The sequence below is a fragment of the Kitasatospora sp. NPDC004723 genome (assembly GCF_040609255.1).
In the GTDB taxonomy this organism is placed as follows: Bacteria; Actinomycetota; Actinomycetes; order Streptomycetales; family Streptomycetaceae; genus Kitasatospora.
Genome location: NZ_JBEXJT010000015.1, coordinates 89186 through 106587, shown reverse-complemented (window position 1 = coordinate 106587; position 17402 = coordinate 89186). Strand labels below are relative to the sequence as shown.

Sequence of the window (17402 nt, the reverse complement as noted above, 5' to 3'; positions counted from 1 at the left end):
CGTGCCCCGCGGGGGGATTCCTGGGAGTCCGCTGAGTACGGCGTCCGGGTGGAGCCCGCCAGGATGGCAGACTAGGGCGGACCCGAAAAGGGGGGCTTCGCGTGAACGTGATGTTCCTCTCAGGTTCCGCACAGATTCCGACGGCAACCGATCCCCGTTTCAGGCCGTCTGATGCCATTGAGGTGGCGGTCCGGGCGAGTGGGGCCCGGGCGGCTTCGAACCCGGATACGAGAACTTCATGCAACTGACAGGTACGCCATTCTTCATCTGCACGGTCGTTCTCGTGCCGATCTCCATCGCGGTGGCGATGTGGTTCTGGGGCCGGGTCAAGGGCCCCGAGCCGGTGCGCGTCCTGTCCAGGCTCGCCATGCTGGTGTTCTGCCAGGTCACCGCGGTGGTCATGGTGTTCGTCATGGTCAACAACGCCAACCTCATCTACGGCAACTGGGACGACCTGCTCGGCACCGGCAACCACGTGCGGGCCGTGCCCCCCGTCCCGCCGCAGGAGCCGGCCGCGGCGGGCCAGGGCACCGCGGCCCCGGCGGGCGGCGGGGGCGGTGCGCCGGCGGGCGACGCGGCCCACCCGGCGGCCAACAAGGTCCAGCAGTCCTTCCGCGGCGTGGACGACCCGAAGGTGCCGGGCGACGTCCAGAAGACCGACCTCAAGGGCCAGCTGTCCGGCGTCGACGGCGAGGTGCTGGTCTGGCTGCCGCCGCAGTACAACGACCCGGCGTTCAAGGACAAGAAGTTCCCGGTGGTCGAGCTGATCCCCGGCTACCCGGGCTCCTCCTCCACCTGGTACGGCACGCTCAAGGTCTCCGAGCAGCTGAAGCCGCTGATGCAGCAGGGCAAGGTGGCGCCGTTCATCCTGGTCTCCCCGCGCACCCTGCTGCTGGGCAACCACACCGACGCGGGCTGCACCGACGTGCCGGGCAAGGTCAACGCGGACACCTGGCTGACCCGGGACGTGCCGCAGATGATCCTGGACAACTTCCGGGCCGACCCGTCCGCCGACCGCTGGGGCATCGCCGGCTACTCGGCGGGGGCCCACTGCGCCGCCAAGCTCTCGCTGGCGCACCCGAACCGCTACCGGGCCGGCGTCAGCCTCTCCGGCTACAACGACCCGGCGACCGAGAAGGACTCGCTGGTCGGCAAGGACGCCAAGCTGCGCGAGGCCAACAACCCGGTCAACATCCTGAAGGGCTCCGCCCAGCCGCCGAAGGTCTCGCTGTACGTCTCCGGCAACAAGGGCGACGGCTACGAGGACGGCCAGGCGATCGCCGCCGCCGCCAAGGCGCCCACCACCGTGCAGGTGGTCGAGACCACCGGCCCGCACTCCAGCGACGTGTGGAAGGACATGGTGCCGGGCGTCTTCGAGTGGATGACCGGCGTCATCCCGGTCCAGTAGCCCGGTCGGACCGGTCGGACCGGTCGGCCCGGCCGGCCCGTTCGAGGCGAAGCGGCCCCGGAGCGTCCTCGCGCTCCGGGGCCGCCGTCGTTCCCGCCGGGCGGCTAGGCGAGTTCCAGCGCCAGGTAGAAGTCCACCCGGTCCTCCAGGCGGGAAAGGTCGCGGCCGGTCAACTCCTCGATGCGGCCGATCCGGTAGCGCAGCGTGTTGACGTGGACGTGCAGCTGGGCGGCGCACCTGGTCCACGAGCCGTCCGAGCGCAGGAACGCCTCCAGGGTGCGGACCAGGTCCCCCTGGTGCTCCAGGTCGTAGGCGATCACGGTGTCCAGCAGCCGGCTGCGGAAGGCCCGGCGGACCTCGTCCGGCACGGCCGCCAGCAGCAGCACGTGCGAGGCCAGCTCCTCCGGCCCGGCCACCCGGACCCGGCCGGCCCGGGAGGCGGCGATCCGGCCGGCGTGCCGGGCCTCCTCCAGCGCGCCGCGCAGGCCGGCCGCCTCGCGGGCGGGGGCGGAGACGCCGAGGGTGATCCGGCCCTCCGCGCCGAGCCCGGCCTCCAGCGGGGCCAGCAGCTCGCGCAGCGCCTCGGCGGCCACCGGGCCGTCCTGCGGCGCGGGCATCACCACCACCGCGCCGGTCCCGGCGCCGGCGACCAGCGCGCGGTCGGCAGCACCGTCCAGCGCCTCCTCCAGGACGGCCCGCACCGCGCCCTCGGGCAGGCCGGCGCCCTCGGCGCTGAGCACCAGCCAGGCGCCGGCCGCCGCCGTCGCCCCCGACCCGGGGCCCTCGTCGCGGGCGGTCATCGCCGAGGACGCGTACAGGGTGCGGCCGATCTCGGCCGGCTCGGCGTCGCGCCGCAGCAAGGCGAGCAGCTCGTCGGCGAGACGGCGGCGCAGCCGGCGGCCCTCGTCGCGGCGGTGGCGCTCGGCGGCGACCAGCCGGGCGAGGTTCTCGGCGAGCTGCTGGCGCTTGGCGGTCCACTCGGTGACGTCGCCGGCGACCACGAGCACCCAGTCGGCGAGCGGGGACGGGGCCGGCGTGGACGGCGCCGGCGCGGCGGCGGGCGCGGGCAGCAGCGAGTAGGTGCCAGCCGCCAGGCGCACCCGGTGCGGGGGGCGGCGGTGCTGGCGGCGGGCGGTGAGGTGGGCGCGGACCAGCTGGTCGCGGTCCCCGGCGGGCAGCCGGTCGGCGGGGCCGGCGATCACCGCGCCGGTCGGGCCGAGCACCCAGCAGTCGAGGTCGAGGTCGCCGCCGAGCAGGTCGAGCACGGCGTCCAGGCCCCCGCCGCCGGCCGCCGAGACCAGCAGCCGGTGCCGGTCGACCAGGGCGGCCAGGTCGGCGGCCCGGTCGGCGGAGACCTGGCGGCCGACGAACTCGGTGACGGTGCCGAAGGCGATGTCGTCGGGCACGGCGAGCAGTGGCATCCGGTGCCGGCGGCAGGCCTCGACGAGGTCCTCGGGGACCGGCCCGACCTCGGCCTCGCCGGCCGCCAGGGCGACCGCGCCGCCGGCGGCCAGGGTGCGCACGAAGCGCTCGGAGTCGGCCGGGGCGGTGCGCCAGAGCATGCCGGTGAGGACCAGCTCGCCGCCGTGCAGGTACCGCCCGGGGTCGTGCAGGTCGGTCGTCATCACACCGCTGACCTGCCGGTCCAGCTCCTCCTCGGCCGCGAGCAGGCGCAGGCGCGGGGCGCCGGGGGCGAGCAGGTCACGGACACGCATCCGCGGGCTCCTTCAGGGGCAGGGGGTGGGGTGGGGGTGGTCCGAGCGCTCGGTCCGCGGTCACAGTCTGCCCGAACATCCGTGCTCGGCGTGACGTCCGCGGGGTGCCCGGGTCGCGGGCCGTGGCCGGGGAATCACGGGCGGACTACGGTCGTAGGTGGGACCGCGGGGACGCCGGGCCGCGGCGGCCGTCCCGCGCGCGGGCCCCTTGGAGGAACGTACAGGATGCCGGACGGCACGGCCGCCGGGGATTCATGCCATCGGTGACTGCCCCCGGCGGAGGTCACCGGGTTCACTGGCCGGACAGTGCCGGACACGCCCCGCGGCCGGATCCTGCCGGGCCGGGACGGGACGACGTGAGGAGGCATCCGGATGGAGTTCCTTCGCCCCTCCGACTGGGCCGGGGCGCTCGCGGCGAAGGCCGAGCACCCGGCCGCGCTGCCCGTCGCCGGCGGCACCGACGTCATGGTCGAGCTGAACTTCGGTCTGCGCCGGCCGCCCGCGGTCCTCGACCTGAACCGCGTCGGCGAGCTCGCCGAGTGGTCGCGGGACGGCGCGGTGGTCCGGCTCGGCGCCGCCGTCCCCTACAGCCGGATCATCGGCGAGCTGTCCGGGCCGCTGCCCGGTCTGGCGCTGGCCGCCCGCACCGTCGGCTCCCCGCAGATCCGCAACCGGGGCAGCGTCGGCGGCAACCTGGGCGCCGCCTCGCCGGCCGGCGACGCGCACCCGCCGCTGCTGGCGGCCGGACGGGACGTGCTCGTCGAAGCGGACTCGGTGCGCGGCACCCGGCTGATCCCGATCGACGACTTCTACCGCGGGGTGAAGCGCAACGCCCTGGAACCCGACGAGCTGATCCGCGCCGTGCGGATCCCGGTCGCCGACGGCCCGCAGCAGTTCTCCAAGGTCGGCACCCGCAACGCGATGGTGATCGCGGTCTGCGCGTTCGCCCTCGCGCTGCACCCGCGCACCCGCACCGTCGGCACCGGCCTCGGCTCGGCCGCCCCCACCCCGCGGCGCGCCGTCGAGGCCGAGCAGTACCTGCGGGAGGTGCTCGCCGAACGCGGCCGGTGGGACAGCGGCGAGCCGCCGGGCGCCGAGGAGCTCCGGCGGTTCGGCGAGCTGGTCGCCGCCGCCGCCGACCCGATCGACGACGTCCGGGGCAGCGCCGACTACCGGCGCCACGCGCTCGCCGTGATGGCGCGGCGCACGCTCACCTGGGCCTGGAACGACTACCGCGAGCGGACCGGGAGCGCGGCATGGGCATGAGGGTCACGTTCACCGCCAACGGCAGGCCGGTCGAGGCCGACGACGTGTGGGAGGGCGAGAGCCTGCTGTACGTGCTGCGCGAGCGCCTCGGCCTGCCCGGCTCGAAGAACGCCTGCGAGCAGGGCGAGTGCGGCTCCTGCACGGTCTACCTGGACGGCCTGCCGGTCTGCGCCTGCCTGGTCGCGGCCGGTCAGGTCCAGGACCGCGAGGTGCGCACCGTCGAGGGCCTCGGCGCGCGGGACGGCGGGCTGGGCGTCGTCCAGCAGGCGTTCCTGGACGCCGGCGCCGTCCAGTGCGGCTTCTGCACGCCCGGCCTGCTGGTGCAGACCGACGCGCTGCTGGCCCGGGACCCGCGGCCGTGCGACGCGGACATCCGCGAGGCGCTGTCGGGCAACCTGTGCCGGTGCACCGGCTACGAGACGATCATGGACGCGGTGCGGCTGGCCGCCGCCCGCACCCGCGCGGGCCGGGGGGCCGGGGCCGACCGGGCGGACCGGGCGGACCGGGCGGACCGGGCGGACCGGGCGGACCGGACCGAGGGGACGGTGACCGGATGAGCGCGCGGACCGTGCAGGGCGAGAAGAACCTGCAGGACATCCGGCAGAGCAGCCCGCACGGTGTCGGCGGCTCACCGCTGCGCCCGGACGGCACGCTGAAGGTGCGCGGCGAGTTCGCGTACTCCTCCGACCTGTGGCACGAGTCGATGCTCTGGGGCACGACGCTGCGCTCGCCGCACGCCCGGGCGAACATCCGCTCCGTCGACGTCTCCGGGGCGCTCGCCGTGCCCGGCGTGTTCGCGGTGCTCACCCACGAGGACATCCCCGGCGAGAAGTACTACGGGCTGGACGTCCCCGACCAGCCGGCCCTGGCGATCGACCGGATCCGCTACCACGGCGAGCCCGTCGCACTCGTCGCCGCCGACCACCCGGAGACCGCCCGGCGCGCGGCCCGGAACATCGAGGTCGACTACGAGGTGCTCACCCCGATCGTCACCGAGGAGCAGTGCCTCGACCCGCGGACGTACGGCTACGTGCACGAGCCGCACGAGTACCGCTCGCACGCCCACGGCAACATCTGCCACGAGCAGCGGCTGGTCCACGGCCTGGGCGTCACCGACGAGGTGCGGGCGATGGCGGACGTGGTGGTCCGCGGCAGCTACGAGGTCGGCATGCAGGACCAGGCCTTCCTCGGCCCGGAGTCCGGGCTGGCGGTGCCGGCCGAGGACGGCGGCGTCGACCTCTACGTCGCCACCCAGTGGCTGCACGCGGACCGCCGGCAGATGGCGCCGGTGCTCGGGCTGCCCGAGGAGAAGGTCCGGCTCACCCTGGCCGGAGTCGGCGGGGCGTTCGGCGGCCGGGAGGACCTCTCGATGCAGATCCACGCCTGCCTGCTGGCGCTGCGCACCGGCAGACCGGTCAAGATCGTCTACTCCCGGGACGAGTCGTTCCTCGGCCACGTCCACCGCCACCCCGCGCGCATGACCTACGAGCATGGCGCCACCCGGGACGGCAGGCTGGTCTACTCCGACGCCCGGATCGTGCTGGACGGCGGCGCGTACGCCTCCACCTCCCCCGCCGTGGTCGGCAACGCGGCCTCGCTGGGCAACGGCCCGTACGTGATCCCGAACGTGCGGATGCACGCCCTCGCGCTGTACAGCAACAACCCGTCCTGCGGGGCGATGCGCGGCTTCGGCGCGGTGCAGGCGGCGTTCGGCTACGAGAGCCAGATGGACCGGCTGGCCGCCGAACTGGGCATGGACCCGGTCGGGTTCCGGCAGCTCAACGCCGTGCGGCAGGGCGACCGGATGCCCACCGGCCAGGAGATCGACGCGCCCGCGCCGGTCGCCGAACTGCTGCGGCGGGTCAAGGACATGCCGCTGCCCCCGCCGCTGGAGGCGCGGGACCCCGACCTGCGCCGGCTGCCCGGCGGGCTGTCCAACACCTCGCACGGCGAGGGCGTCGTGCGCGGCGTCGGCTACTCGGTCGGCATCAAGAACGTCGGCTTCTCCGAGGGCTTCGACGACCACTCCACCGCGCGGGTGCGGCTGGAGGTGATCGGCGGCGAGCCGGTCGCCCTGGTGCACACGGCGATGGCCGAGGTCGGCCAGGGCGGTGTCACCGTGCACGCGCAGATCGCCCGCACCGAGCTGGGCGTCGAGCAGGTGACCATCCAGCCCGCCGACACCCGGATCGGCTCGGCCGGCTCCACCTCCGCCTCCCGGCAGACCTACATGACCGGCGGCGCGGTCAAGCTGGCCGCCGAGGCCGTGCGGCGGGAGCTGATCGAGCGCGGCCGGCGCCGCTACGGCTGGACCGGGGACGACCTCACGCTCGCCGACGGCAAGGTCGTCTCCGCGTCGGCCGGGCCGCTGGTCCCCATCGCCGACCTGCTCGGCGACGAGGCGATCGACCTGACCCGCGAGCACCGCCACCGCCCCACCGCCCCGTTCGACCCGGAGACCGGGCAGGGCTTCGGCCACGTCCAGTACTCCTTCTGCGCCAACCGCGCGGTGGTCGACGTGGACGTCGAACTGGGGCTGGTCAAGGTGGTCGAGCTGAGCGCCGTCCAGGACGTCGGGCGGGCGGTCAACCCGCTCGCGGTGGTCGGCCAGATCCAGGGCGCCTGCACCCAGGCGCTCGGGCTCGCGGTGATGGAGGAGATCGTCCTGCGGGACGGGAAGGTGCGCAACGCCTCCTTCACCGACTACCTCGTCCCGACCATCCTGGACACCCCGCCGATCCCGGTCGAGATCCTCGAACTGCCCGACCCGCACGCCCCGTACGGGCTGCGCGGGGTGGGCGAGGCACCGACCGTCTCGGCCACGCCGTCGATCGTGGCGGCCGTCCGCGCGGCCACCGGGCTGGCCCTGAACCGGATCCCGGTGCGGCCCGAGCACCTGACCACCGAACGGCCCGGGACGGCGTAGGCGCGGCGAGGCCGTGGGCGCCGGGCAGCGTACGGCGCGGGGACGGTGCGGGCGCCGGACGGCCGGTGCCGGGACGGTGCGACCTGGCCGCCCGGGTGCCCGCCGCCGTACGGGATCGTTCTCCCGTACGGCGGCGGTGCCCCCGGCGGCCCGGTTCGCCCACCCTCGACAGCGCGAAGGAGCTCCCGTCATGCAGGACATCGCCGAGCAGTTGCTGGCCTGGCACGCGGCCGGCCGCCCGTTCGCCGTGGCCACCGTCGTCGGGGTCACCGGCAGCGCGCCGCGCGACCCGGGCGCCGCGCTCGCCGTCGACGCGCACGGCGAGGCCGTCGGCAGCGTCTCCGGCGGCTGCGTCGAAGGGGCCGTCTACGAGCTGTGCCGGGCCGCCCTCGCCTCCGGCGAACCGGTGCTGGAACGGTTCGGCTACAGCGACGAGGACGCCTTCGCCGTCGGACTGACCTGCGGCGGCGCCCTGGACGTCCTCGTCCAGCCGGTCGTGCCCGGCGCGGACCCGGCGCTGGACGCCGGCATCGCGCTCATCGCCGCCGGCACCCCCGTGGCGCTCGCCCGGGTCGTCGCCGGACCGGCCGGACTGCTCGGCGCCACCCTCGCCGTCACCGCCGACGGCCACCACGGCGCCCTCGCGCCCGCCCCCGCGGTGTCGACCGCGCTGGACCGGGCCGCCGTCGCCGAAACGCGCGCCCTGCTCGACGCCGGCCGCACCGGCCGGCTCGTCCTCGGCCTCGACGGGCGCCCCTGCGACGAGCGCGGGCGGGGCACCGTCACCCTGTTCGTCGAGTCGTACGTGCCCGCGCCGAGGATGCTGGTGTTCGGTGCGATCGACTTCGCCGCGGCGGTCGTGCGGATCGGCCGGTTCCTCGGCTACCACGTCACCGTCTGCGACGCCCGGCCCGTCTTCGCCACCGAGCGGCGCTTCCCCGAGGCCGACCGGGTCGTCGTCGACTGGCCGCACCGCTACCTGGACTCCCAGCTGGACCGGCTGGACGGCCGCACGGTGCTCTGCGTGCTCACCCACGACGCCAGGTTCGACCTCCCGCTGCTGGAGCGCGCGCTGCGGCTGCCGCTCGGCTTCGTCGGGGCGATGGGCTCGCGCCGCACCCACCGCGAGCGGGAGGCGAAGCTGCGCGAGGCCGGGCTGACCGACGCCGAACTCGCCCGGCTGCACTCCCCCATCGGCCTCGACCTCGGCGCCCGTACCCCCGAGGAGACGGCCGTCTCGGTCGCCGCCGAGATCGTCGCGCACCGGCGGGGCGGCGGCTGCCTGCCGCTGAGCTCCGGGGACGGGCCGATCCACCACGACCACGACCACGCCGCGGTGGTGGACGGTCCGGCGGAGGGCCGGGTGGCGGGCCGGGCGAAGGGCCGGGTGGAGGGCCCTGGTGAGCCGCACGCCGCCTGAGCGGTGCGGCTTCAGCTCACGACGTTGTAGGCCTCGCAGATCAGCGGCGCGGCCGTCGGCACACCGACCTCGCGCAGGATCGGCATCAGCACCGCCGCGAAGTGCTCGTACGCCTCGCGCGACTCCCAGACATCGGTGACGTGCCAGCCCTCGCCGTCCTCCGTCGGACCGGCCGCGTGCAGCAGCAGGCCGCGCACCGGCCAGTCCTCGGGCCGGTTCAGGCCGGCGCCGCCGGTCAGCCGGTCCACCGCCTCCTCGTACTGCTCCAGGGTCACCCCGGGGAGGTCGAGCACCGCGATGATCGCCATGGGGCGGCTCCTGTTCCTGCCGACGGCCCGACGGTCCGTCGCCGCTCGGTGCCTCCCAGTGCAGCCCGCTCGCCGCCGCGTCGGCCAACCCGGTACCGCCGAACGGGTGAATTGCGGGCCCCGCGCGGCGGCGGGAGGCTGGAGACGAGGACTCGCCCGAGCCCGGGAAGGGGCACCGCCATGCGTGTGCTGCTGGAGATCGAACTCGACACCCAGACCGCCAACGGGGCCGTCGCCGGCGGCGCCGTCGCGGAGAAGTTCGGCCGGATCATGGCCGACCTCAAGCCCGAGGCCGCCTACGCCTTCCCCCGCCACGGCCGGCGCTGTCAGATCATCGTCGTGGACGTGCCCGACGAGGCCGCCGTGGTGGCGGTCTGCGAGCCCTTCTGGCTGGAGTTCAACGCCCATGTCGACATGCACATCTGCATGGACCCGGAGCAGTTGGCCGAGGGCCTGCGGCGGCTGGGCCGCTGAGCCCCCGAAGACCCGCCCCGCCGCGTCAGTCGGAGACCGCGAGCTTCACGCCGAACCCGACCACCACCACACCGGTCACCCGGTCCATCGCCCGGCGCGCCGCCGGACGGCGCAGCCAGCCGCGCAGCACCCGGGCGAAGCCCACCAGCACCAGCGACCAGAGCAGGCCCTCCACGACGTGCACGCAGGTCAACGCCACCCCGGCGGCGAAGTGCGGGACCCCCGCCGGGATGAACTGCGGCAGCACCGCCACGTAGAAGACGCCCACCTTGGGGTTCAGCAGATTGGTCAGCAGGCCGCGCCGCCACCCGGACGCCAGTCCGCCCGCCGGGGCCTTCTCCTCGGCCGCCCCCTGCGCCTGCTCGTCCCCGTCCGCGTCCGCGTCGCCGCCCCCGGCCCGGGCGCGGATCATCCCGATCCCCATCCACACCAGGTACGCGGCGCCCGCCCAGCGCAGCACCTCGTAGCCGACCCGGGAGGCGGTGAGCAGCGCCGTCACCCCGGCGGAGGTGAGCGTCCCCCAGAGCAGCGTGCCGGTCTGGATGCCGAGCACCACGCCCCAGGCCTGTCGCCGGTGGCCCAGGGCCGATGTCCGCAGGATCAGGGCGGTGTCCAGCCCCGGGGTGAGCGTCAGCAGTCCCACGACGAGGGCGAAGGACCAGAGAGCAGTCGTCATTTCCATGGACCCTCATCGTACGGGGGGACGGATCGTCGGCCGCACCGGTTTTTGACCTGCGGATTCTCAGGAAAACGGCGGCCGGTCAGGCCGACCGGCGCACCCGCTCGGCGACCCGGCGCCCTTCCTGCTCGGTCGGGTCGTACTCCACCCGCTGACCCTCGGTCAGCACCCGGTCACCGTCGCCCCCGCCGGCCGTCAGGATCGAGTCGAAGTACACGTACAGCGGCGGACCGTCGTCGTCGGGGGTGATCAGACCGTACCCGTGGTGCGCGTGGTAGGACTGCACGGTGCCGGTGGCCATCGGGTCTCCTCGATTCCGGTGATGGGCGCGTGGGCCCGCACACCCCCCGGCACCCATGATCGGTGCTGAACCGGCCGGGCGCGCGCCCCGGCCCCGACCTACGGGAGGACGGCCCGCCGATGCGCACCGCCCGGGCGATCTCGCTGCTCCTGCTGCTCCAGGCGCGCCGCAGCATGACCGGCGCCGAACTCGCCGCCGCACTGGAGGTCTCCGAGCGCACCGTGCAGCGTGACGTGCTGGCCCTGGCCGAGGCCGGCGTCCCGGTGTACGCCGACCGCGGGCGGGCCGGCGGCTACCGGCTGCTCGACGGCTACCGCACCCGGCTGACCGGCCTCGACCGCGCCGAGGCGGAGGTGCTGCTGCTGGCCGGACTGCCCGGTCCGCTCGGGGACATGGGCCTCGCCGATCCGGCGCTGGCCGCCCGGCTCAAGGTGGCCGGCGAACTCGGCGAGGCACCGGCCGCCGGGGCCCGGCGGTTCCACCTGGACGCGCCCGGTTGGTTCCGCGACGCGCCCGTGCCGCCGCTGCTGGCCGAGGTCGCGCGGGCGGTGTGGGGCGGGCGGCTGCTGCGGGCGGGCTACCGGCGGCGTCCCGGGGCCAGCCCGGAGGCGGCCTCGGCCTCGGCCGGGGCCCCGGCGGCCGACGCGGACGCGATCGCGGTCGAACGGATGCGGGTGCTGCGGCCGTACGGGCTGGTGCTGAAAGCGGGCACCTGGTACCTGGTCGCCCGGCCCGACGACGACGGAGCCGCCGCCCACCGGGTCTACCGGGTCGACCGGCTGGCCGCCGCCGAAGCGCTGGCCGACCGGCCGTTCCGGCGCGACGAGGCGTTCGACCTCGCCGCGTTCTGGGACGCCAAGGCCGCCGGGTTCGCCCGCTCACTGCTGCGCGAGCGGGTGACCGTCCGGCTCAGCCCCTACGGCCTCGACCGGCTGCCGCACCTGCTCGAACCGGTCGCCGTCCAGGAGGCGCTGGCCACCGCCGGACCACCGGACGCGCACGGCTGGGTGACGGTCCGGCTGCCCGTGGAGTCGCTGGACGTCGGCTACGAGGAACTGCTGCGGCTCGGACCGGAGGCCGAGGTCCTCGAACCGCCGGAGCTGCGGCGGCGGCTGGCCGAGGCCGCGGCCCGCACCGCCGCCCGCTACGGCCCGCCTCAGCGGTAGCCGGCCGGGTCGACGGGGCCGTCCGCCGCCTCCACGTCCACCAGGTAGCGCCAGGAATCCGGCCGGCTGCCGTCCAGATCGGTGAAGCCGTACTCCAGCGCCAGCCCGCCGCTGGAGAACGAACCACCGTTGAACCGCGCCACCCCCGGGTCGGCGGCCAGCGCCACCACCGCGCGCCCGACGTACGCCGGGGACTCCGAGATGCCGAACTGCGGCTCGGCCGCCGTCGCCTCGCGCCAGGTCGCCTCGGTGACGCCGAAGTGCTCCAGCATCATCTCCGAACGCATCCACCCCGGCGTCAGCGCCACCGCCGTCGCCCCGCGCGGGCCCAGCTCGTGCCCCAGCGCGAAGGCCATCCGCAGCACGGCGGCCTTGGCGACGTCGTAGAAGAAGGAGTTCCGGTAGCGGGTGGCGTTGTACTCGGCGGTGCCGTCGGTCATCTCCACCACCAGCCCGCCGGGGCGGCGCAGCAGCAGGGGCAGCAGGTGGTGGCTGGTGATCGCGTGCGTCTCGACGGCCAGCCGCAGCAGCCGCAGCCCCTTGTCCAGGTCGTGCTCCCAGACCGGCTCCTCCCACCCGAACAGGTGCTCGCCGCCCCAGATGTCGTTCACCAGGACGTCCAGCCCGCCCTGCTCGGCCTCGATCCGCGCGGCCACCGCCGCGACCTCGGCGGGCACCAGGTGGTCGGCGCGCACCGCGATGCCGTGCCCGCCGGCCGCCGTGACCAGCTCGGCCGTCTCCTCCAGGGTCTCCGCGCGCCCGTACTCGCCCCGGTGCCCCCCGGCGCTGCGCCCCGTCCCGTACACGGTCGCCCCGGCGGCCCCCAGCGCCACCGCGATCCCCCGCCCGGCCCCCCGGGTGGCCCCCGCCACCAGCGCGACCTTGCCCTTCAGCGGCTGCTCCGTCATCCCTCGCCCTTCCTCGCGTCCGGTGGTGTCTCCACCCGTCACCACCGATGCTCCCCCGGAATCCCGACACCTCCTGTCGGGATTCCGGGACCGATCCACGATCCACCGAAGCCCCGGGACATATGGCAGCGGTACCATACGCATATGGCTCTCAAGCGCACGACCGTCTACGTCGAAGCCGAGGATCTTGCCGTGATCAAGGAGGCGGCGGCCCGGGATGGGATAGCGGAGGCCGAGATCATCCGGGAGGGGATCCACCTCGCGGCGATGTCCAGGCGCACCTGGGACGAACCGTTCTTCAGCCGGACCTACCAGCCGATCGGTGAGGCCACCGAGGACGACGTCTGGGCAGAAAGGGCAGCGGCCTACGAGCAGACGAAGCAGGCCGCCGTCCCGCCCGGGCAAGAGCGGGGCGCTGCGTGATCGTCGTGGTGGCGGACACGTCGGGCCTGCTCGCCGCCCTCGACGAAAGCCACCCGACCGGCCCCGCCGCACGCGAGGTACTGGACCGCTCGGGCCTCCTGGTCATATCCCCTGTGCTGCTGAGCGAACTCGATCACCTCGCCCGGCGAATCCTGGGATTCGGCGCCGCACTCGGCGCGGTGAACGACGTCCTGCAACGGGTTCGGTCCGGACGAGCGGTGATGCCCGAGATCACCGCCGAGATTCTGGAAGCGGCGCAGGCCGTTCGGGCCCGGCATCTCGGCCTGCGCCTTGACCTGACGGACGCCGTCAACGTCGCCCTGGCCGCGCAATTCCGGACGGATGCGATCCTGACGCTCGATCAACGGGACTTCCGCGCCCTCCGCCCCCTGACGACCGAGCACAAGGCCTTCCGGATCCTGCCCTTCGACCTGTGAGTCGCCCTTCACCGCCCCCGGGTACGCGGTGTCACACCGCACCCCGGGTCTCGTCACCTCCACTCAGGTGACGTTGAGGCGGGCGGCCAGGCGCAGCAGGCCCGGGGCGAGGCGGCTGAGGAAGCGGGCGGCCTTGGCCTCGGGGGTGACGGGGACGACGGCCTTGCCGGTGCGGACGGCGGCGAGGACGGCGGCGGCGACCTTCTCGGGCGGGAAGCCCCGGCGGGCGTAGAGGCGGGCGGCGCGGGCCTGCTTGGCGGCCTGTTCGTCGGCGGTGGTACCGGAGAAGGTGGAGGTGCGGGTGATGTTGGTGTTGACGATGCCGGGGCAGATGGTGGAGACGCCGATGCCGTGGCCGGCGAGTTCGGCGCGCAGGCAGTCGGAGAGCATGAAGACGGCGGCCTTGCTGGTCGCGTAGGCGGTGAGCGCCTTGGACGGCAGGTAGGCGGCGGCCGAGGAGAGGTTGACGATGTGGCCTCCCTCGTCGCGTTCGGCCATCAGGGTGCCGAAGGCGCGGCAGCCGTGGATGACGCCCCAGAGGTTGACGTCCAGGACCCGCTGCCACTCCTTCTCGGTGGTCTCCAGGAAGGTGCCGGAGTGACCGATGCCCGCGTTGTTGACGACCACGTCGGGCACGCCGTGCTCGGCGGCCACCTGCTGGGCGAAGGCGTCGACGGCGGCGCCGTCGCTGACGTCGACGCGGTAGGCGTGCGCGGTCGGGCCGAGCAGGCCGGCGAGTTCGGCGGTGCGGCGGGCCGCGTCGAGGTCGAGGTCGCAGACCACCACCCGGGCGCCCTCCTCGGCGAAGGCGAGCGCGGTGGCCCGGCCGATGCCGCTGCCGCCTCCGGTGACGACGACCAGCCGGCCGTCGTCGACGGTGGGTGCACTGGACGCTCCGGACGCTCCGGACGCTCCGGACGCGGCGGATGCGGCGGACGCGGCGGACGCGGCGGACGCGGCGCCGTCGCCGGCCTCGGTGCGGGTGACGTGCTCGCGGACCATGGCCGCCACGGTGGCTCCCTTCTCCAGCAGCGCGGACCAGTGGGTGGCGCGCAGGGTGCGGCGGGTCAGCCTGGGCACCCAGCGCTCCAGGCCCTCGAAGAGGTAACCGCCGACGTAGTGGTCCTCGGTGAGGGTGATCAGCTGGACCGGCACCTCGGTGGGTCGTTCGCGCGGGTTGCGCAGGGTGGGGCGCATGTTGGCCCGGTAGAGCTCGATGCCGCGCACCGCGTCGCGCCGCAGGCTGGGCTGCGGGTGACCGGGGCGCGGGGTGACGCCCTCCAGGTCGCGCAGCACCCGCGGCCAGGCCCGGGCGAGGCCGAGCCGCCAGACGCCGGGGGCGAGGAAGGGCAGGTGGAAGGCGGTGATGTACCAGGAGTGGGCGCCCTGGGCGAGCAGTTGCCTCAGGTGGCGCGGGGTGGGGCGGCGCAGGCGCTCGCGAAGCCAGAAGCCCGTGTGGTCCAGGCAGGGGCCGGACATGGTGGTGTAGGAGGCGAGGCGGCGTTCGGCGCCGGGGGCGGTGACGGCCTCCCAGGACTGCAGCGAGCCCCAGTCATGGGCGACGAGGTGCACCGGGCGGTCCGGGCTGACGGCGTCGGCGACGGCGAACAGGTCGGCGGCCAGCTGGTCGAGGCGGTAGCCGGCCCGGTCGGCGGGGACGCCGGAGGCGCCGGCGCCGCGCACGTCGTAGCGGACCACGTGGTGGTCGCGGGCGAGGTCGGCGGCGACGTCGTCCCAGACGGCGTGGGTGTCGGGGTAGCCGTGGACCAGCAGGACGGTGGGCGCGGCCGGGTCGCCCTGCTCGTGGACGGCGAGCGGCAGGCCTCCGGAGTGGACCGTGCGGCGGCGGGTGGGGGTGCTCATCGGACGGCTCCCTCGGGGGCGGCGGTGGGCTCGGTCACGGTCGGGCCGGGACTGGTCCGGCCGGCCGCGGTCGGGCCGGTGCCGGTCGGGCCGGTCCCGGTCGCGGTGGGGGCAGTATTCCAGCGGCGGACGTGCGGGAGGTCGTCGTCGAGCCAGTAGGCGTCGTCCTCCGTCACCACCAGCAGCTCCTCGAACTTGATGCCGACCTCGCGGAAGCCGATGTGCGGCTCCACCGCCCACAGGCCCGGGGTGGGAGCGTGCCGGGAGGACCGGCCGTCCGCCCATAGCGGGGAACGGCCGTGCAGGCGCTCGCTGACGAGTTCGCGCCCGAGCGTCTGGAGGGTGCGCACGCCGAAGCCGAAGACGTTCACCCCGGCCGGGCCGCGGGCCGTCGTCCGGGTGACCTGGTGGCCGATCACCCGGCCCGGGTAGACGCGGTGGCGGTTGTCGTAGCCGTGCGCCTCGATCTGCGCGTCGACGGCCGCGTACACCTCGGCGAGCGGCCTGCGGGCGCGGACCTCGTCGAGGATCAGCTCGCGGTAGACCCGCAGGTCGGCGGCGAGGCGGTCCCAGACGCGGTTCTCGCCGACCTTGCCGCCGAAGCCGATGTCGGCGGTGTAGCCGTCGACGACGGGCGCGCAGTCCAGCACGTACGGCATGCCCTCCTGGAGGCGGCGGTTGCCGGCGAAGAACTGCAGCGGGGTGTGGAAGTGGCGGAACGCCGTCCGGTCGCCGAACCAGGCGAACGGGATGTGGAAGAAGTCCTGGACCCCGGCGGCGACCAGACGGCGGCGCAGTTCGGCGGTGGCCTGGCGTTCGGTGACGCCGGGTTCGATCCAGGCGGCGACCTGCTCGGCGCAGTCGTAGGCGAGCTGCTGGGTCTCGCGGAAGCGGGCGAGGTCGCGCTCGGTGAACGGGAAGACGGGGGTGGCGGAGGTGCTCGGCACGGCGGGGGTCCCTTCTAGACGTCGAGCACGAGGGTCTCGCCCTCGGCTGCGCGGGAGACGCAGGGCAGCAGGGCGCCGGCGGCGCGCCGGTCGGGGGTGAGGCGGCGGTCGCGGTGGTCGGGGGTGCCGGCCAGCAGGCGGACCTCGCAGGTGCCGCAGAAGCCCTGCTTGCAGGAGTAGGCGAGGTCGGGGCGGGCCTCGCGGAGCACGTCCAGGGCGGAGCGGTCGGCGGGGACGGCCAGCTCGGGGCCGTCGGTGCCGAGGCGGACGGTGAACGGCTCACCGCCGGTGACCGGGGCGGCGCCGAAGCGTTCGAAGTGCAGGGAGGCGGCGGGCGAGGCGTCGAGGGCGCGCTGCACGGCGGCGAGCATCGGGGCCGGGCCGCAGCAGTAGACGGCGGCGCCGCGGGGGGCGTGGGCGAGCAGTTCCGCGCCGGTGGGCGGGGCACCGTGCTCCTCGTCGGTGCGCAGGTGGACCCGGCGGGGGTCGAGGGCGCGCAGTTCGGCGGCGAACGGGAGGGTGTCGGCGCCGCGGCCGGCGTGGACCAACTGCCAGTCCAGGCCGTGCCGCTGGGCCTCGCGGGCCATCGGGAGCAGCGGGGTGACGCCGATGCCGCCGGCCAGCAGCAGCACGGCCGGCTCGGCGCAGAAGGCGAAGCCGTTGCGCGGGCGGCGGACGGTGAGCCGGGTACCGGGGTGCACGCTGTCGTGGATCTCGACGGAGCCGCCGCCACCATCGGGCAGGCGGCGCACGGCGATCCGGTAGGCCGAGCGGTCGGCGGGGTCCCCGCAGAGCGAGTAGTGGCGCCGGCGGCCGGAGGGGAGCGTGAGGCCCAGGTGGGCGCCGGGCTGCCAGGCCGGGAGGAGGCCGCCGGAGGGGTCGGCGAGGGTCAGCTCGACGGCGTCGGCGGCGACGGCCCGGCGGGCGGTGACGACCAGGTGGAGCGCCGTGGCCGGGCGGCTGAGGGGGCGTCGCGGGTTGCGGCGCAGCAGCGGGCCGCCGAGGGCGGGGCTGTAGCGGTCGCCGAACGCGGTGAGGAAGCGGAAGAAGGTGTCGGCGCGGGGACGGCCGTAGAGGTCGGGGGGCGGGGTGCGCAGGTCCATCCGGCGGGGTCCTTGGGGGCTCGGGTGGTACGGGCTCGGGTCCTGGGGGCTGGGGGCT

At 75.2% G+C, this 17402-nt stretch carries 17 protein-coding genes; 9 read left to right on the top strand and 8 right to left on the bottom strand.

Annotated elements, in window-relative coordinates; genetic code table 11:
* The first annotated feature begins 283 nt into the window (after positions 1-283).
* Positions 284-1408, top strand: coding sequence for an alpha/beta hydrolase-fold protein (locus ABZW10_RS17620; protein ID WP_355365929.1), 1125 nt, complete (start codon positions 284-286; stop codon positions 1406-1408).
* A 104-nt stretch (positions 1409-1512) separates the two neighbouring features.
* On the opposite strand, the gene ABZW10_RS17615 is transcribed toward ABZW10_RS17620, so the two are convergent.
* The gene (locus ABZW10_RS17615; RefSeq protein ID WP_355365926.1) at positions 1513-3123 is read right to left on the bottom strand and encodes a helix-turn-helix domain-containing protein; all 1611 of its coding nucleotides are present in this window, start codon (positions 3121-3123) and stop codon (positions 1513-1515) included.
* Between the two features lie 372 nt (positions 3124-3495).
* Here ABZW10_RS17615 and ABZW10_RS17610 point away from each other — a divergent pair, with 372 nt between their 5' ends.
* The 4 genes from ABZW10_RS17610 to ABZW10_RS17595 all read left to right on the top strand — a co-directional run bounded on the left by ABZW10_RS17610 (position 3496) and on the right by ABZW10_RS17595 (position 8735).
* Positions 3496-4389: an FAD binding domain-containing protein gene (locus ABZW10_RS17610; protein WP_355365923.1), complete on the top strand. Its 894-nt coding sequence runs from the start codon at positions 3496-3498 to the stop codon at positions 4387-4389.
* On the top strand, positions 4386-4946 hold the full coding sequence (locus ABZW10_RS17605; RefSeq protein ID WP_355366057.1) for a (2Fe-2S)-binding protein: 561 nt from the start codon (positions 4386-4388) through the stop codon (positions 4944-4946). The genes ABZW10_RS17610 and ABZW10_RS17605 overlap by 4 nt, the downstream gene beginning before the upstream one ends.
* Complete coding sequence (pucD, locus tag ABZW10_RS17600; RefSeq protein WP_355365920.1) at positions 4943-7315, top strand: xanthine dehydrogenase subunit D; 2373 nt, start codon at positions 4943-4945, stop codon at positions 7313-7315. The genes ABZW10_RS17605 and pucD overlap by 4 nt, the downstream gene beginning before the upstream one ends.
* A gap of 190 nt (positions 7316-7505) precedes the next feature.
* Positions 7506-8735 (top strand): XdhC/CoxI family protein, encoded by a 1230-nt coding sequence (locus tag ABZW10_RS17595; protein WP_355365917.1) that lies wholly within the window; start codon positions 7506-7508, stop codon positions 8733-8735.
* 11 nt (positions 8736-8746) lie between these two features.
* On the opposite strand, the gene ABZW10_RS17590 is transcribed toward ABZW10_RS17595, so the two are convergent.
* The gene (locus ABZW10_RS17590; protein ID WP_355365914.1) at positions 8747-9043 is read right to left on the bottom strand and encodes a hypothetical protein; all 297 of its coding nucleotides are present in this window, start codon (positions 9041-9043) and stop codon (positions 8747-8749) included.
* A gap of 180 nt (positions 9044-9223) precedes the next feature.
* Here ABZW10_RS17590 and ABZW10_RS17585 point away from each other — a divergent pair, with 180 nt between their 5' ends.
* A complete protein-coding gene (locus ABZW10_RS17585; protein WP_355365911.1) occupies positions 9224-9517 on the top strand; it encodes a hypothetical protein in 294 nt (97 codons plus the stop codon).
* A 25-nt stretch (positions 9518-9542) separates the two neighbouring features.
* Here the strand turns inward: ABZW10_RS17585 and ABZW10_RS17580 are convergent, their stop codons facing one another.
* Both ABZW10_RS17580 and ABZW10_RS17575 read right to left on the bottom strand, forming a co-directional pair.
* Complete coding sequence (locus tag ABZW10_RS17580; protein ID WP_355365908.1) at positions 9543-10199, bottom strand: LysE family translocator; 657 nt, start codon at positions 10197-10199, stop codon at positions 9543-9545.
* Between the two features lie 79 nt (positions 10200-10278).
* Complete coding sequence (locus tag ABZW10_RS17575) at positions 10279-10497, bottom strand: cold shock domain-containing protein (RefSeq protein WP_355365905.1); 219 nt, start codon at positions 10495-10497, stop codon at positions 10279-10281.
* A gap of 119 nt (positions 10498-10616) precedes the next feature.
* Between ABZW10_RS17575 and ABZW10_RS17570 the strand changes: the two genes are divergently transcribed.
* A complete protein-coding gene (locus ABZW10_RS17570) occupies positions 10617-11663 on the top strand; it encodes a WYL domain-containing protein (protein WP_355365902.1) in 1047 nt (348 codons plus the stop codon).
* Here the strand turns inward: ABZW10_RS17570 and ABZW10_RS17565 are convergent.
* Entirely contained in the window at positions 11654-12571 is a 918-nt protein-coding gene (locus ABZW10_RS17565) for an SDR family oxidoreductase (RefSeq protein ID WP_355365899.1), read from the bottom strand. The two genes, ABZW10_RS17570 and ABZW10_RS17565, sit on opposite strands and share 10 nt — an antisense overlap.
* Before the next feature lie 144 nt (positions 12572-12715).
* On the opposite strand from ABZW10_RS17565, the gene ABZW10_RS17560 reads away from it, so the two are divergent.
* Positions 12716-12994 (top strand): CopG family transcriptional regulator, encoded by a 279-nt coding sequence (locus ABZW10_RS17560; RefSeq protein WP_355365896.1) that lies wholly within the window; start codon positions 12716-12718, stop codon positions 12992-12994.
* The gene (locus ABZW10_RS17555; RefSeq protein ID WP_355365893.1) at positions 12991-13431 is read left to right on the top strand and encodes a PIN domain-containing protein; all 441 of its coding nucleotides are present in this window, start codon (positions 12991-12993) and stop codon (positions 13429-13431) included. Before ABZW10_RS17560 ends, ABZW10_RS17555 begins: the two co-directional genes overlap by 4 nt.
* A gap of 63 nt (positions 13432-13494) precedes the next feature.
* Here the strand turns inward: ABZW10_RS17555 and ABZW10_RS17550 are convergent, their stop codons facing one another.
* Genes ABZW10_RS17550 through ABZW10_RS17540 form a run of 3 tightly spaced genes read right to left on the bottom strand, consistent with a single transcriptional unit; the run spans position 13495 to position 17344 of the window.
* A complete protein-coding gene (locus ABZW10_RS17550; RefSeq protein WP_355365890.1) occupies positions 13495-15294 on the bottom strand; it encodes an SDR family oxidoreductase in 1800 nt (599 codons plus the stop codon).
* Entirely contained in the window at positions 15291-16241 is a 951-nt protein-coding gene (locus ABZW10_RS17545; RefSeq protein WP_355365887.1) for a M24 family metallopeptidase, read from the bottom strand. Before ABZW10_RS17545 ends, ABZW10_RS17550 begins: the two co-directional genes overlap by 4 nt.
* A gap of 14 nt (positions 16242-16255) precedes the next feature.
* Positions 16256-17344, bottom strand: coding sequence for a PDR/VanB family oxidoreductase (locus ABZW10_RS17540; protein WP_355365884.1), 1089 nt, complete (start codon positions 17342-17344; stop codon positions 16256-16258).
* Between the last annotated feature and the right edge of the window lie 58 nt (positions 17345-17402).